Here is a 14,587-nt window from a genome sequence, read left to right on the forward strand (position 1 = left end):
CAAGGAGACGACCATGAAGATTGCATTTATCGGCCTGGGCAACATGGGCGCACCCATGGCCCGCAACCTGATCAAGGCTGGCCACGCGCTGAACCTGTTTGACCTGAACCAGACCGTGCTCAAGGAACTGGCCGAATTGGGCGGCACCATCAGTGCCTCACCGCGCGCAGCATCAGAAGGCGCCGAACTGGTGTTGACCATGCTGCCCGCTGCCGCCCATGTGCGCAGCGTCTGGCTGAGTGAAGACGGCGTGCTCGCCGGTATCGGCAAAGGCGTGCCGGCCGTGGATTGCAGCACCATTGACCCTCAGACCGCCCGCGATGTGGCGGCTGCGGCAGCCAAGCACGGCGTGGCGATGGCCGATGCGCCGGTCTCCGGCGGCACGGGCGGGGCGCAGGCGGGGACGCTGACCTTTATGGTCGGCGCCACCCCGGAACTGTTCGCCACCCTGCATCCGGTGCTGGCGCAGATGGGCCGCAACATCGTGCATTGCGGTGAAGTCGGCACCGGGCAAATCGCCAAGATCTGCAACAACCTGCTGCTGGGCATCAGCATGGTCGGCGTCAGCGAGGCCATGGCCCTGGGCGATGCGCTGGGCATCGACACCCAGGTGCTGGCCGGCATCATCAACAGCTCCACCGGGCGCTGCTGGAGCTCCGACACCTACAACCCATGGCCGGGCGTGATCGAGACCGCGCCGTCATCCCGGGGTTATACCGGGGGGTTTGGCGCTGACCTGATGCTCAAGGACCTGGGCCTGGCGACCGAAGCGGCACGCCAGGCGCACCAGCCGGTGATCCTGGGGGCGGTGGCGCAGCAGTTGTATCAAGCGATGAGCCAGCGTGGGGAAGGGGGCAAGGACTTCTCGGCGATCATCAACAGCTATCGCAAGCTCCAATAGGGGATTTTCCGGGAGCCCGCGTCGGGTGGGCTCCCGGGTTTTTCGTGCTCAGGCAAACACGAAGTACTTACGCACCGTCTCGACCACTTCCCACGTGCCCTTCATGCCGGGCTCCACCACAAAGATATCCCCAGCGCGCAAATGGATCGGCTCCAGGCCGTCCGGGGTGATCACGCAGTAGCCTTCCTGGAAATGGCAGTATTCCCACTTCACGTACTCCACGTACCACTTGCCCGGAGTGCAGATCCAGGTGCCCATGATCTTGCTGCCGTCTTCGCTGGTGTAGGCGTTGAGGTTGACGGTGTGCGGGTCACCTTCGAGTTTCTCCCACTTGCAGGCATCCAGGACCGGCAGGGGATGGGTATCGCGCAGTACGGTGATCGGCTGGGACATGATGGCTCCAAGGCAGGGAAATGAAGCCCCACCCTATAGCCCCAGGCCAGATGCCAGTGGTCTGAACTCGACACTGGGATGCCCAGAAGCGCATTGGAATACGATCTTAAAACCTACACCGTCCCTGTGGGAGCGGGCTTGCCCGCGATGGCGGTGTGTCAGGTGACACATTTTTCACTGGTCCACTGCTATCGCGGGCAAGCCCGCTCCCACATTTGATCTGGGGTGGCTGATGGATCCATTCAATAATCAGGCGTTTCTTCGCAGTAACTACGAAAGAAATCAGCCTTCGCGCTGGAATTCGCAAGAATATTTACCGCTGGCCCTCGTATCATTCACCTTAGAAACGACCGAGAGCCTCGTATGAACCCAATAAAAACGTGGTGGGATATCAGCCCACCCTTGAGCACCGCCACCCCGACCTGGCCGGGCGATACGCCCTTCCAGGAAGAGCGCGTCTGGCAGTTCGGCCCCGAATGCCCGGTCAACGTCGGCCGCATTACGCTGTCGCCCCACACCGGCGCCCATGTCGATGCGCCGTTGCACTACAGCGCCGACGGTGCGCCCATCGGCGAAGTTTCGCTGGATGTGTACCTGGGGCCGTGCCGGGTGCTGTATTGCCTGGACAGCGGCGCGCTGGTGCAGCCCGAGCAGTTGCAAGGTCGCCTGGATAACCTGCCGGAGCGCGTGCTGCTGCGCACTTATCAACAGGCACCGTTGACCACCTGGGACGCGAACTTCACCGCCGTCGCCAAGGAAACAATCGAGCTGCTGGCCAGCCTCGGTGTGCGCCTGATCGGCATCGACACGCCGTCCCTGGACCCGCAGCAGTCCAAGACCATGGATGCCCACAACGCCGTCGCCCGTCATGGCATGGCGATTCTCGAAGGCATCGTGCTCGATGACGTCCCGCAGGGCGATTACGAGTTGATCGCCCTGCCGCTGCGTTTTGCCAACCTCGATGCCAGCCCGGTACGAGCAATCCTGCGCCCGCTCAAGGAGCCCACGCGATGAGCCAGTGTCCTTTCTCCCCTGATTACCAGCCGCCGGAAGAATGGCATAACGCCGAGCTGAATTTTTCTGAGTCCATGAGCTATGGCGACTACCTGGACCTGGGCAAAGTGCTCACGGCCCAGCACCCGCTGTCGCCGGACCACAACGAAATGCTGTTTATCATCCAGCACCAGACCTCCGAGCTGTGGATGAAGCTGATGCTCCACGAACTCAAGGCTGCCCGCGAACATGTGCGCCTGGGTGAGCTGGCGCCGGCGTTCAAGATGCTGGCGCGGGTCTCGCGGATTTTCGATCAACTGGTGCACGCCTGGGCGGTCCTGGCGACCATGACGCCGTCGGAATACAAGGCGATCCGCCCGTACCTGGGGCAGTCGTCGGGCTTCCAGTCGTTCCAGTACCGGGAAATCGAGTTCATCCTCGGCAATAAAAGCGCGGCGCTGTTGCGGCCCCACGCCCATCGCCCGGAGTTGCTCAAGGAGCTGCAAGTGGCGATCGCCACGCCGTCGCTGTATGACGAAGCGATCAACCTGATGATCAAGGCGGGCCTGGCGATTGACCCGCAGCGTGCGCAACGCGATCCGACGGCGCCTACGGTTCATGACGAATCCGTGGAGGCGGCGTGGCGCGAGGTGTACCGCGATCCGACCCGTTACTGGGACCTGTATCAGTTGGCCGAGAAGTTTATCGACCTGGAAGACTCGTTCCGCCAATGGCGCTTCCGCCATGTGACCACGGTGGAGCGGATCATTGGCTTCCAGCCGGGCACCGGTGGTACTGAGGGCGTGGGTTACCTGCGCAAGATGCTCGACACCGTGCTGTTCCCCGAGCTGTGGCGGGTGCGTTCGACGCTCTGATTGAAACCCAACAAAAAGCCCCGGCACTCATTGAGTACCGGGGCTTTTTGTTGGTAATGCATTCCTATTGTGGCCCCGTTCATGTGGGAGCCGGGCTTGCCCGCGATGCAGGCGGCTCGGTCATTCAGTTAGACCGAGTCGATGCCATCGCAGGCAAGCCAGCTCCCACATAAGCCAGCTCCTACACAAGCCGGCTTCTACACAGGTTATTGCGCGACAGCCAAGGCCTTGTTCTTCCTGGAGCGCAACCAGTACGCCAGGAAGAGAATCCCCACCCACACCGGCATCGCATACACCGATGGGCGCATGTCCGGGATTGCCAGCATCACGCCAACGATCACCAGCATGAACGCCAGGCACAGGTAGTTGCTGAACGGGAACCAGAAGGTCTTGAACGACGGCACCACGCCTTGCTCGCCCATGGCCTTGCGGAACTTGATGTGCGTCAGGCTGATCAGCGCCCAGTTGATCATCAGCGAAGCAACCACCAGGGCAAACAACAGCACCAGTGCATCCTTGGGTGCCACGTAGTTGATCACCACGCACAGCAACGTCACCAGGGCCGAAATGCCCAGGGCGCGCAACGGTACGCCTTGCTTGTTGAGCTTCATCAGCGCCTTGGGCGCGTCGCCTTGCTCGGCCAGGCCGAACAGCATGCGGCTGTTGCAGTACACGCCGCTGTTGTACACGGACAGTGCCGCGGTCAGCACCACGAAGTTGAGGATGTGCGCGGCGGTGTCGTTACCGATCAACGAGAAGATCTGCACGAACGGGCTGGCACTGTAGGCATCGCCGGACGCGCCGAGGGTTTGCAGCAGTTGATCCCATGGGTACAGCGACAGCAGCACGGTCAGGGCGCCGACGTAGAAAATCAGGATCCGGTACACCACCTGGTTGATCGCCTTGGGGATCACCTTGCGCGGCTCGCTGGCTTCGGCGGCGGTAATACCCACCAGCTCCAGGCCGCCGAACGAGAACATGATGAACGCCATCGCCATCAGCAGGCCCATGCCGCCGTTGGGGAAGAAACCGCCGTGGTCCCACAGGTTGCTGATCGAGGCTTGCGGGCCACCGGTACCGCTGAACAGCAGGTAGCAGCCGAGCACGATCATGCCGATGATCGCCACCACCTTGATGATCGCGAACCAGAACTCGGTCTCACCGAAGAACTTCACGTTCAGGGTGTTGATCAGGTTCACCGCAACGAAGAACACCACTGCGCTGACCCAGGTCGGCACTTCAGGCCACCAGAACTGGATGTACTTGCCCACCGCTGTCAGCTCGGCCATGCCCACCAGTACATACAGCACCCAGTAGTTCCAGCCGGCGAGGAAGCCGGCATAGCCGCCCCAGTACTTGTGGGCGAAGTGGCTGAAGGAACCGGCGACCGGTTCCTCGACGATCATCTCGCCCAACTGGCGCATGATCAGGAACGCGATAAACCCGGCTATCGCATAGCCCAGGATCATCGACGGCCCCGCCGATTTCAGCACCCCGGCCGAACCGAGGAACAAACCCGTACCAATCGCCCCGCCCAGGGCAATCAGCTGAATATGCCGGTTTTTCAGGCCACGCTTGAGGCCAACCGGGTTAACCATGTCATCCGCCATTAACATTCCCTTCTACTTGTTTTTTTCAGGGTTGATCCTGCACGCCAGATCCGCCCCTCACTGCTGAGGGGTCAGATATTACTCTCGGTAAACTTTTCGTAATACAGCTGAACGCCATCAAGTGCCTGATCTTGCAGCCAGTTCTTGATGGATTCGACCATTGGAGGGGGGCCGCACACGTACATATCGGCCGATCTATCCCGCAATTCGGCCACGTCGAAATGTTCGGTCAGATAACCGCGCTTGCCGGACCACTGCGGCGATGGGTCGCTGAGCACTTCGGTGTAGCGAAAACCACGGATCGTTTGTGCATACGCCTTGATGCGCTCGGCCTCGCACAAATCCTCGGCCCCGCGCACCCCGTAGTACAGATGCACCGGTTGCTCGCAGCCGCGCTCGGCCAATTCATCGAGCATCCCCAACAGTGCCGACAACCCGGTGCCGCCGGCCACCAGCACCAGGGGCTGGGTGACGTGTCGCAGATAAAACGCGCCCAGCGGTGCCTGCAGCTTGATTTCATCGCCGACCTGGCAGCGCTCGCGCACGTAATTGCTCATCACCCCGTCCGGCAGCAAGCGGATCAGGAACTGCAAGCGGTTGCCCGGGCGGTTGGCGAAGGAGTAGGAACGCTGATGCTCGGTACCGGGGATCGACAGCCGCGCATATTGCCCCGGCAGAAAGTCCAGGGCGCGCTCCAGTTGCACCGACAGGATCGCGGTGCTGGCCGACACCTGCTGCACCTCGCACACCGTGGCGCTGAGTTGTTCCGGGCCCGGTGCGTTGCACAGGCTTGAGTCGAAATCGAAGTAAAACGCCGCGTCGGATTGGACCCGGGTCTGGCAACTGAGCATCTTGCGTTGTTGCAGGTCGAGGCTGGACAGGGCCTCGTCATCCACATAGTCCTGGCTGTAGTCGCCGGACTCGCAGCGTCCCTGGCAGGTGCCGCACACGCCTTCGCGGCAATCCAGGGGGATCTTGATGCCGTTGCGCAACGCCGCGTCCAGCAGGATTTCATTGCTGGCCACCGGAAAGAACAAGGTTTTGCCGTCGGCAAAACTGAAGGCCACTTTGTGATTCATCCACCGCACTCCGCGTAGATACATTGATGACTGGCGAGGTTGCCCCTCGCCACAGGGGCACGGTCAGAGGTGATAGAAGTCCAGCACCGAGTTGATGGTGTCGTTGAGCAGCAGCGCATGCTTGCGCGTGATCAGCCAACTGTCGCCTTGGGGCTTGAGGCTGTAGGTGGCGTGGCCATAGAACTGCTCCGACATCGCCAGCCGATAAAACAGCGTGTGCCAGTTCAACCGCACCTCCAGGCAGCCATCAGCCTGCTCGGCAATCCGTACGTTATTGATCAGGTGCAAGGTGCGCGGCATCGGCGTGGCGGACGCGGCCTTGCCGGTGCGCAGGCGGAACACCCGGTCTTCCAGGCCCGAGCGGTTGGCGTAGTAGATCAGCGACATCTCGCGCTTGGGGTCGCGGGTGTAGACGTGCTCGGAGTCCCATTGCGGCAGGTGGAACTCACTCTGCGGGTCGAACAACTGCACGTAGGCGTCCCAGTCCTGGGCGTCGCACAGCTCGGACTTGCGGTAGAAAAACTGCTCGATCTGATACTGCAATTGCGCGTTCATCATTTCACCTCGTGCAGTTTCAACGATTGCGCCTCAAGCCCGTCCAGCAGGAATGTCTGCCAGTTGCGGTGCTGGTTGACGTACAACCCTTCGTGGGTGAATTCGGTACCGGTCATGGCCGGTTGGATGCCGATGGCCTCGCTGTTGGGCGTCGGCCCGGTTTCCCAGCGATGGCTGCCCCGGGAGATATCGCTCCAGCGTTCCAGGCGGCCCTGGAAGCCGCGCTGGGCTTCGCGAAATTCCACCAGGTCATCCGGGGTGCCCATGCCGGACACGTTGAAAAAGTCTTCAAACTGGCGGATACGGTTTTCGCGGTCGGCGTCGGACTCGTGCTTGACCCCCAGGCACTGGCTGATGATCTCGGTCTTGTTCCACGCCACCGGGCGGATGATGCGCAGTTGCGAGCTGATCTGGTCGAGAAAGAACAGGCTGGGGTACACGTTGAGGTTGCGCAGGCGGTGCATCATCCACTCGGCCTTTTGCTGGCCGTGTTCTGCCACCAGGCGCGGCATGATGGTGGCGTAGCCGGAGCGCACGCTGGGGTTGGGCATGTCGCTGAACAACACGCTGTGGCCGTTGTTGAAGGCAAACCAGCCGTCATCGGTATTGGCATCGCCGGCGCCGAGTTTGCTGTAGTCCAGGGTGCTGCCGGAGGCGCTGCCGTTTTCCGTATTGACCTGCTGGCGATGCTGCACCGTGGCCACGTAGTTATAGTGCACGGTGCTGACATGGTAGCCGTCCAGGCCGTTTTCGTTCTGCAGCTTCCAGTTGCCGTCGTAGGTGTAGGCCGACTTGCCGGGCAGCACTTCCAGCTCGCCGGTGGCGGACTGCGCGACCATCATGTCGAAGAACACTTTGGAGTCGCCGAGGAAGTCTTGCAGGCTGTTGCTGCCGTGCACGTCGAGGCTGATAAACACAAAGCCCTTGTAGCTTTCGATGCGCGCCTTCTTCAGGCCGCGGGTGGCCTTGTCGAAACCTTCCGGGTATTCCCCCGGCGCCTTGACCTTCACCAGGCGGCCGTCGCTCTTGTAGCACCAGGCGTGGAACGGGCAGGTAAAGGTCGACTGGTTGCCCTTGCCGACCCGGGTCAGGGTGGTGCCGCGATGCTGGCAGGCGTTGATCAGGGCGTTGAGCTGGCCTTCACCGTCACGGGTGATGATCATCGGCTGGCGCCCGGCGCGCATGGTTACGAAGTCGTGGTTATTGGCCAGTTCGCTTTCGTGGCAGGCGTAGATCCAGTTCTTTTCGAAGATCAGTTCCATCTCCAGGTCGAACAGCTCAGGTTCGGTGAACATGTCCCGGGCGATGCGGAACACACCCTCGGCCGGACGGAAATCCAGGCAGCTTTCGATAAACGTTTTCCATTGCTCGACGCTTCTTGCACCACTCATGGGAGGCACCTTTTATTGGGTAGCTAATCGGTGGTTCATTAGAGGCGGGCAGGGGGGCGGCCAGCTATCCGCTTAATGGGGGAAGATGGGCCGCATAGTTGGGGCGCAAATACCCACATCCGTGCAACGACGCCGGGGAATGCGCTACTGTCAGGCTAGGCAATTGTCGAAAAAGCCGGCTTCTTATCCACATAGTCGACGCTCACTATCCACCCAGTGGCCAAGTGCGCGACGTGGCGCAGAACTTGCCTTGATCCACCGGACGCGCCGTCAGAGCGCGCTGGCCACAACCGCCGTGAGTGCACCCTGATGAGTAGCCATACACGCGATATCCGTATTGAACGTTTCGACCTTGAAGGCGCCCGCAGCTGGATGTCCGGCATCTGCGGGCCCCACCGGCTGGAAACCGCCACCCCGGAGCGCCTGCGCTTCCACCACAGTGCCAATGTGTTCAAGTCCCGCGCCACCACCCTGGGGGTGATCGAATACGGCACCGACGTGACCATCGATATCGAAGACGCCGAGCACTTCAGCAGCTACAGTCTGAGCCTGCCGCTGGTGGGCGAGCAGGAGCTGAGCAAGGGTGGCCAGCGCCTGAGTTCCAATCGCGACCAGGGCGTGATCATTTCGCCCAATGAACACCAGGTGCTGGCGATCTCCGGCGACTGCCGCAAGCTGCAAGTGGTGATCACCCGTGCGGCGATGAGCGAAACCCTGGAGGGCTTGTTGCAGCGGCCGATTGATGCGCCGCTGCGCTTTGAGTCGGTGATGGATGCGGTGCAGGGCGCGCCGGCAGCGTGGTGGCGTATGGCAAGGCACTTCATCGCGGAGCTGGAGCACAGCAGCGAACTGTATGACCAGGCCGCGTTTACCCGCGACCTGGAAAGCTCGCTGATCAAGGGCCTGATCCTGGCCCAGCCGAACAACTATTCCGAAGAACTGCGCGACGTGCTGGGGGTCAAGCTGCCCCACTACCTGATCCGCGCCCGCCAGTACATCCACGCCAACGCCCGCGAAGCGCTGCACCTGGAAGACCTCGAGGCGGCCACCGGGGTGTCGCGGTTCAAGCTGTTCGATGCGTTTCGCAAATACTTCGCGCTGTCGCCCATGGCCTACTTGAAGAAGTACCGCTTGAGCGCGGTGCGCCAGGAAATTCTCGAGCATGGCGCCACCCGCACCATCTCCGAAATCGCCCTGGGCTGGGGCTTTACCCACCTGGGAAGGTTTTCGGCGGAGTACCGCAAGCTGTTCGACGAATCCCCCAGCCAGACGCTGCAGCGCAACGATGCGCGGCGCATGCGGGGTGCCTGAACACAATGCAGCTCCCACAGGGTATTGGAGGTGACTGGGAGATTTCAGATCAGTTCTTCTACCAGTTGCAGGCAATGACCCAGCCCCGGCGACTGATCATTGATCCGCCGGCTGAGAATGATCGGCGAGGTCGCCGTAACCTCGACAATCGGCGTATAGCCGATATCCGCCCGATGCAGTATCTGCACCGACGCCGGCACCAGCGTCACCCCCATGCCGGCCCCGACCAGGCCGATGGCGGTCTGCAACTCATTGGTCCATTGCGCGACCTTGATCGCCAGGCCATGGGTGTCGAACAGTGCGATCACATGGTCGGCATAGCTGGGGCGCGGGTTGCCGGGGTACAGCACCAGCGGTTCGGCGGCCAACTGCGCAAGGGTCACCGGTGCGCCCAGCAGCGGGTGCCCGGCCGGCAACACCGCCACCAGCCGATCCTCGACCAACACCCGCTGGACAATGGCCGGGTCATCAATGCGAATCCGCCCGAAGCCCACATCAATGCGCCCGGCCTTGAGCGCTTCGACCTGTTGCAGGGTGGTCATCTCCGACAGCCCCAGCTCCAGCTCCAGCGCGTCATGGCTGCGCAGGCGGCGGATCAGTTCCGGCAGCACGCCATACAGGGTCGAGGGGGCAAAGCCGATGCCCAGCCAGGTCTTCTGCCCCAGGCCGATGCGCCGGGTGTTGTCGCAGGTCTTGGCCAACTGCTCCAGCAGCACATTGGCGTGTTCATAGAAGTACCGCCCGGCCTCGGTCAGCCGCAACGGCCGGCCACGCTCCAGCAGCACCACACCCAACTCATCTTCCAATTGCTGGATCTGCCGGCTCAACGGCGGCTGGGCGATGTGCAGGCGTTCGGCGGCGCGGGTGAAGTTCAGGGTTTCCCCCAGCACCTGGAAATAACGCAGGTGGCGCAGTTCCATACGGATTCCTCTCATACCTTGAGGGTATTGTTCGAGACCAATTCTATATTGGAAGCCAGCAACAATGGGCGACAGAATCGGGCAAGACCTATAAAGAACCCAACGGGTATTGCCATGCCGATTTGCGCCATCGAGTCGATCGAGACCATCATCGTCGATCTCCCCACCATCCGCCCGCACAAGCTGGCGATGCACACCATGCAAAACCAGACCCTGGTGATCATCCGCGTGCGGTGCGCCGACGGTATCGAAGGGATCGGCGAGTCCACCACCATCGGTGGCCTGAGCTACGGCAACGAAAGCCCCGACAGCATCAAAATCAATATCGACCAACACTTTGCGCCGCTGTTGATTGGCCAGGATGCCAGCAACATCAACGCCGCCATGTTGCGCCTGGAGCGCAGCATCCGTGGCAACACCTTTGCCAAGTCCGGCATCGAAAGCGCCTTGCTCGATGCCCTCGGCAAGCGCCTGAACCTGCCGGTCAGCGAGCTGCTCGGCGGCCGTGTGCGCGATGCCCTGCCGGTGGCCTGGACGTTGGCCAGCGGCAATACGCAAAAGGACATCGACGAAGCCGAAAAAATGCTCGACCTGCGCCGTCACCGCATCTTCAAGTTGAAGATCGGCGCCGGTGAAGTCAGCCAGGACCTGGCCCATGTGATTGCGATCAAAAAAGCCCTGGGCGAGCGCGCCAGCGTGCGCGTCGACGTCAACCAGGCCTGGGACGAAGCCGTGGCCCTGCGCGCTTGCAAGGTGCTGGGCGATAACGCTATCGACCTGATCGAGCAGCCGATCTCGCGCAATAACCGTGGCGGCATGGCCCGGCTCAACCTCTCGAGCCCGGCGCCGATCATGGCCGACGAGTCCATCGAGTGTGTCGAAGATGCCTTCAACCTGGCCCGCGAAGGCGCGGCCTCGGTGTTCGCCTTGAAGATCGCGAAAAACGGCGGCCCGCGCGCCGTACTGCGCACGGCGGCGATTGCCGAGGCGGCGGGTATTGGCCTGTATGGCGGCACCATGCTTGAAGGCGGTATCGGCACCCTGGCCTCGGCCCACGCGTTTCTCACCCTCAATAAACTGGCGTGGGACACCGAGCTGTTCGGGCCGCTGCTGCTCACCGAAGACATTCTTACCGAGCCGCTGCTGTATCGCGATTTCCACCTGCATGTCTCGACCGCCCCGGGCCTGGGCCTGGCCATTGATGAGGAGCGCCTGGCGTTCTTCCGTCGCGACAAACATTAAGAGGACGCCTGCGATGTTGTTCCACGTAAAGATGACCGTAAACCTGCCTGTCGATATGAACCCCGAGCGCGCAGCGGCCCTCAAGGCCGACGAAAAAGCCCTGGCCCAACGCCTGCAGGCGCAAGGCAAGTGGCGCCACCTGTGGCGCATCGCCGGGCTGTACGCCAACTACAGCGTGTTCGATGTCGACAGCGTGCAGGAACTGCATGACCTGCTGATGCAACTGCCGCTCTATCCCTACATGGCTATTGAAGTGAATGCCCTGTGCCGGCATCCGTCGTCGATCCATGAGGATGACCGCTGAGCCTGTCTAGCCCCCTAATAATTACAAGATGAGGATTGCACCATGTCCATTCGACTGTCCCAGACTGCCCACGCCCAGCGCTTCCTCGAAGAAGCCAGCGGCAACCTCAATGACGCCGGCAACCCACGGGCCAAGGCGCTGATCTACCGGATCCTGCGCGATACGGTGAATATCATCGAAGACCTGGAAGTGACCCCGGAAGAGTTCTGGAAGGCGGTCAACTACCTCAACGAACTGGGCAAAAACCAGGAAGCCGGGCTGCTGGCCGCAGGCCTGGGCCTGGAGCATTACCTGGACCTGTTGATGGACGCCGCCGACGAGGAAGCCGGCAAATCCGGCGGCACCCCGCGCACCATCGAAGGGCCGCTGTACGTGGCGGGTGCGCCGCTGTCCAAATACGAAGCACGCCTGGACGATGGCCTGGATGCGGCCGTGCCGCTGTTTATGCGCGGGCAAGTGCGCGACATCAACGGCAAGCCGTTGGCCGGGGCGATTGTGGATGTGTGGCAGGCCAATACCGGCGGCACTTACTCCTGGTTCGACCCATCGCAATCGGAGTTCAACCTGCGTCGCCGGATCGAGACCGATGCCCAGGGCAATTATCGTTTCCGTAGCATCGTGCCGTCAGGCTACGGCTGCCCACCGACCGGCCCGACCCAGCAGTTGCTCGATCAACTGGGGCGTCACGGCCAGCGGCCAGCGCATATCCACTTCTTTATCTCGGCACCGGGGCATCGGCACCTGACCACGCAGATCAACCTGTCGGATGATCCGTACCTGCATGATGACTTTGCCTACGCCACTCGGGATGAGCTGATTGCCGAAATTCGCTTCAGCGAAGACCCGCAACTGGCGCGGGAGTTTGGCGTGGAGGGCAAGTTTGCGCAGATCGACTTTGACTTCGAGTTGCAGCCGGCGGTGGCACCGGTCGAGCAAAAACGCATGCAACGCGTGCGCGCCCTCGAAGACTGAATACGGTCAAAAATGTGGGCGCTGGCTTTTGTGGGAGCTGGCTTGCCTGCGATAGCCTCGCCTCGGTAGTGCAGATAAACCGAGGGGTCTGTATCGCGGGCAAGCCCGGCTCCCACAAAAGCCAGCGCCCACAGTTGATCAGCAGTGCTTTGCCTATTTGCGTACGACCAGGTCCAGCACCTCATCCCGGTCCTTGATCTTCTGCAACACGATCTCCGAACGGATATCCATCACCCCCGCCGTGCGGTTGAGGTGGTTCACGATAAAGTCGGAAAAGTGCTTGAGGTTGCGCGCCTGCACCCGCAGCACGTAGTTGCTGGCGCCGGTGATCACATAGGCACTGGCCACTTCCGGCCAGCCCTGGACCTTCTTGATAAAGGTCTCGTGCCAGTCCTCCATGTCCTGGCGCAACGACAGGTGGACGATGGCTTCCAGCTCGATCCCCAATTGCTCGGCATTGAGCACCGCGCGATACCCGCTGATCACCCCCTCACTCTCCAGCAGGCGCAAGCGGCGCAGGCAGGCGGACGGCGACAGGGCGACTTTCTCCGCCAGTTCCTGGTTGCTGATACGGCCATCCTGTTGCAGGAAATGCAGGAGGCGCAGGTCGGTGGCGTCGAGAATCATGCTTAGAATTAATCCGCGTATTTAGAGGTTAAATTCGAATTTCCTACAGCTTATTAAGCCAGTTGTAGCGCACTTTGCACGAAAATTCTGCAAATCTTCGTTCATTATTTGGTCCATCGTCATCTATAAAAACAGGACTTTCCATGACCAGCCGAACTCATTGCCAGACCCTCGACGCCCAAGACCCGCTGGCGCCCCTGCGCGATCAATTCGCCCTGCCGGAAGGGGTGATCTACCTCGATGGCAACTCCCTCGGCGCACGTCCGGTGGCGGCGCTTGCGCGGGCACAAGCGGTGATTGCCGAGGAGTGGGGCAATGGGTTGATCCGCAGCTGGAACAGCGCCGGCTGGGCCGACCTGTCCCAGCGCCTGGGCAACCGCCTGGCGCCGCTGATCGGCGCGGGTGAGGCTGAAGTGGTGATTACCGATACCACCTCGATCAACCTGTTCAAGGTGCTCAGCGCCGCCTTGAGCGTGCAGCGCCAACGCCAGCCGCAGCGCAAGGTGATTGTCAGCGAGGCAAGCAACTTCCCCACCGACCTGTACATCGCCGAAGGCCTGGCGGCGCTGCTGCAACAGGGCTACAGCCTGCGCCTGGTGAACAGCCCCGACGAACTGCCGGCGGCCATCGACCAGGACACTGCCGTGGTGATGATCACCCACGTCAACTACAAGACCGGCTACATGCACGACATGCAAGCGCTGACCGCCCTGAGCCATGAGTGCGGCGCGCTGGCGATCTGGGACCTGGCGCACTCGGCGGGCGCGGTGCCGATTGACCTGCACCAGGCCGGCGCCGACTACGCCATTGGCTGCACCTACAAATACCTCAACGGCGGCCCAGGTTCCCAGGCGTTTGTCTGGGTCAACCCGGCGCTGGTGGAGTTGGTGACGCAGCCGTTGTCGGGCTGGTTCGGCCATAGCCGCCAGTTCGCCATGGAGTCCAACTACGTGGCCGGCAAGGGCATCACCCGCTACCTGTGCGGCACCCAGCCGATCACCTCGCTGGCGATGGTCGAGTGCGGGCTGGATATCTTCGCCCAGACCGACATGGCCAGCCTGCGCCGCAAATCCCTGGCGCTCACCGACCTGTTTATCGAGCTGGTACAAAGCCGCTGCGCGGCCCATGACCTGACGTTGATCACCCCGCTCGAGCATGCCAAGCGCGGCAGTCATGTGAGCTTTGAACACCCCGAAGGCTACGCCATCGTCCAGGCCCTGATCGCCCGTGGCGTGATCGGTGATTACCGTGAGCCGAAGATCATGCGCTTTGGCTTCACCCCGCTATACACCAGCTTCACCGAGGTGTGGGATGCGGTAGAAATCCTTGGCGAAATCCTCGATGAGAAATCCTGGGACCAGCCGCAATTCAAAGTGCGCCACAGTGTCACCTGAGTAAACACCGAACCCAATGT

General features: G+C 61.7%; 15 protein-coding genes. 8 read left to right on the top strand and 7 right to left on the bottom strand.

Annotated elements, in window-relative coordinates; all coding sequences use genetic code 11:
• Positions 1–13: 13 nt before the first annotated feature.
• Positions 14–901 (top strand): 3-hydroxyisobutyrate dehydrogenase, encoded by an 888-nt coding sequence (mmsB, locus tag JFT44_RS17715; protein WP_198830972.1) that lies wholly within the window; start codon positions 14–16, stop codon positions 899–901.
• A gap of 48 nt (positions 902–949) precedes the next feature.
• Here the strand turns inward: mmsB and JFT44_RS17720 are convergent, their stop codons facing one another.
• Entirely contained in the window at positions 950–1,294 is a 345-nt protein-coding gene (locus JFT44_RS17720) for a cupin domain-containing protein (protein WP_057439321.1), read from the bottom strand.
• Positions 1,295–1,657: 363 nt separating this feature from the next.
• Here JFT44_RS17720 and kynB point away from each other — a divergent pair, with 363 nt between their 5' ends.
• Both kynB and kynA read left to right on the top strand, forming a co-directional pair.
• A complete protein-coding gene (gene kynB / locus JFT44_RS17725) occupies positions 1,658–2,308 on the top strand; it encodes an arylformamidase (protein WP_057439320.1) in 651 nt (216 codons plus the stop codon).
• On the top strand, positions 2,305–3,162 hold the full coding sequence (gene kynA, locus JFT44_RS17730; protein ID WP_057960627.1) for a tryptophan 2,3-dioxygenase: 858 nt from the start codon (positions 2,305–2,307) through the stop codon (positions 3,160–3,162). Before kynB ends, kynA begins: the two co-directional genes overlap by 4 nt.
• Positions 3,163–3,368: 206 nt before the next feature.
• Here the strand turns inward: kynA and JFT44_RS17735 are convergent, their stop codons facing one another.
• The 4 genes from JFT44_RS17735 to antA all read right to left on the bottom strand — a co-directional run bounded on the left by JFT44_RS17735 (position 3,369) and on the right by antA (position 7,797).
• Positions 3,369–4,772, bottom strand: a complete 1,404-nt coding sequence (locus tag JFT44_RS17735; RefSeq protein ID WP_057439319.1) for an amino acid permease — start codon at positions 4,770–4,772, stop codon at positions 3,369–3,371.
• 71 nt (positions 4,773–4,843) lie between these two features.
• Positions 4,844–5,851 carry an anthranilate 1,2-dioxygenase electron transfer component AntC gene (gene antC, locus JFT44_RS17740; protein ID WP_057960626.1) on the bottom strand — a complete coding sequence of 336 codons (1,008 nt, stop codon included), beginning with the start codon at positions 5,849–5,851 and terminating at the stop codon, positions 4,844–4,846.
• Between the two features lie 63 nt (positions 5,852–5,914).
• A complete protein-coding gene (antB, locus tag JFT44_RS17745) occupies positions 5,915–6,406 on the bottom strand; it encodes an anthranilate 1,2-dioxygenase small subunit (RefSeq protein WP_128593733.1) in 492 nt (163 codons plus the stop codon).
• On the bottom strand, positions 6,406–7,797 hold the full coding sequence (gene antA / locus JFT44_RS17750; protein WP_057960625.1) for an anthranilate 1,2-dioxygenase large subunit: 1,392 nt from the start codon (positions 7,795–7,797) through the stop codon (positions 6,406–6,408). The genes antB and antA overlap by 1 nt, the downstream gene beginning before the upstream one ends.
• Before the next feature lie 309 nt (positions 7,798–8,106).
• On the opposite strand from antA, the gene JFT44_RS17755 reads away from it, so the two are divergent.
• Complete coding sequence (locus tag JFT44_RS17755; RefSeq protein WP_057439316.1) at positions 8,107–9,108, top strand: helix-turn-helix domain-containing protein; 1,002 nt, start codon at positions 8,107–8,109, stop codon at positions 9,106–9,108.
• A gap of 44 nt (positions 9,109–9,152) precedes the next feature.
• Here the strand turns inward: JFT44_RS17755 and JFT44_RS17760 are convergent, their stop codons facing one another.
• A complete protein-coding gene (locus JFT44_RS17760) occupies positions 9,153–10,028 on the bottom strand; it encodes a LysR family transcriptional regulator (protein ID WP_057960624.1) in 876 nt (291 codons plus the stop codon).
• A gap of 114 nt (positions 10,029–10,142) precedes the next feature.
• Here JFT44_RS17760 and JFT44_RS17765 point away from each other — a divergent pair, with 114 nt between their 5' ends.
• The 3 genes from JFT44_RS17765 to catA are packed head-to-tail and all read left to right on the top strand — an operon-like array spanning position 10,143 to position 12,546.
• Positions 10,143–11,270 (top strand): muconate cycloisomerase family protein, encoded by a 1,128-nt coding sequence (locus JFT44_RS17765; protein ID WP_057439315.1) that lies wholly within the window; start codon positions 10,143–10,145, stop codon positions 11,268–11,270.
• 13 nt (positions 11,271–11,283) lie between these two features.
• Positions 11,284–11,574, top strand: coding sequence for a muconolactone Delta-isomerase (gene catC / locus JFT44_RS17770; protein WP_029299901.1), 291 nt, complete (start codon positions 11,284–11,286; stop codon positions 11,572–11,574).
• Positions 11,575–11,616: 42 nt separating this feature from the next.
• Complete coding sequence (gene catA, locus JFT44_RS17775; RefSeq protein ID WP_057439314.1) at positions 11,617–12,546, top strand: catechol 1,2-dioxygenase; 930 nt, start codon at positions 11,617–11,619, stop codon at positions 12,544–12,546.
• Positions 12,547–12,699: 153 nt separating this feature from the next.
• On the opposite strand, the gene JFT44_RS17780 is transcribed toward catA, so the two are convergent.
• Positions 12,700–13,173, bottom strand: coding sequence for an Lrp/AsnC family transcriptional regulator (locus JFT44_RS17780; protein ID WP_029299899.1), 474 nt, complete (start codon positions 13,171–13,173; stop codon positions 12,700–12,702).
• Positions 13,174–13,316: 143 nt separating this feature from the next.
• Here JFT44_RS17780 and kynU point away from each other — a divergent pair, with 143 nt between their 5' ends.
• Complete coding sequence (gene kynU / locus JFT44_RS17785; protein ID WP_169989847.1) at positions 13,317–14,567, top strand: kynureninase; 1,251 nt, start codon at positions 13,317–13,319, stop codon at positions 14,565–14,567.
• Positions 14,568–14,587 lie beyond the last annotated feature (20 nt).

The organism is Pseudomonas sp. MF5691 (assembly GCF_016405645.1).
GTDB classification, from domain to species: domain Bacteria; phylum Pseudomonadota; class Gammaproteobacteria; order Pseudomonadales; family Pseudomonadaceae; genus Aquipseudomonas; species Aquipseudomonas shahriarae.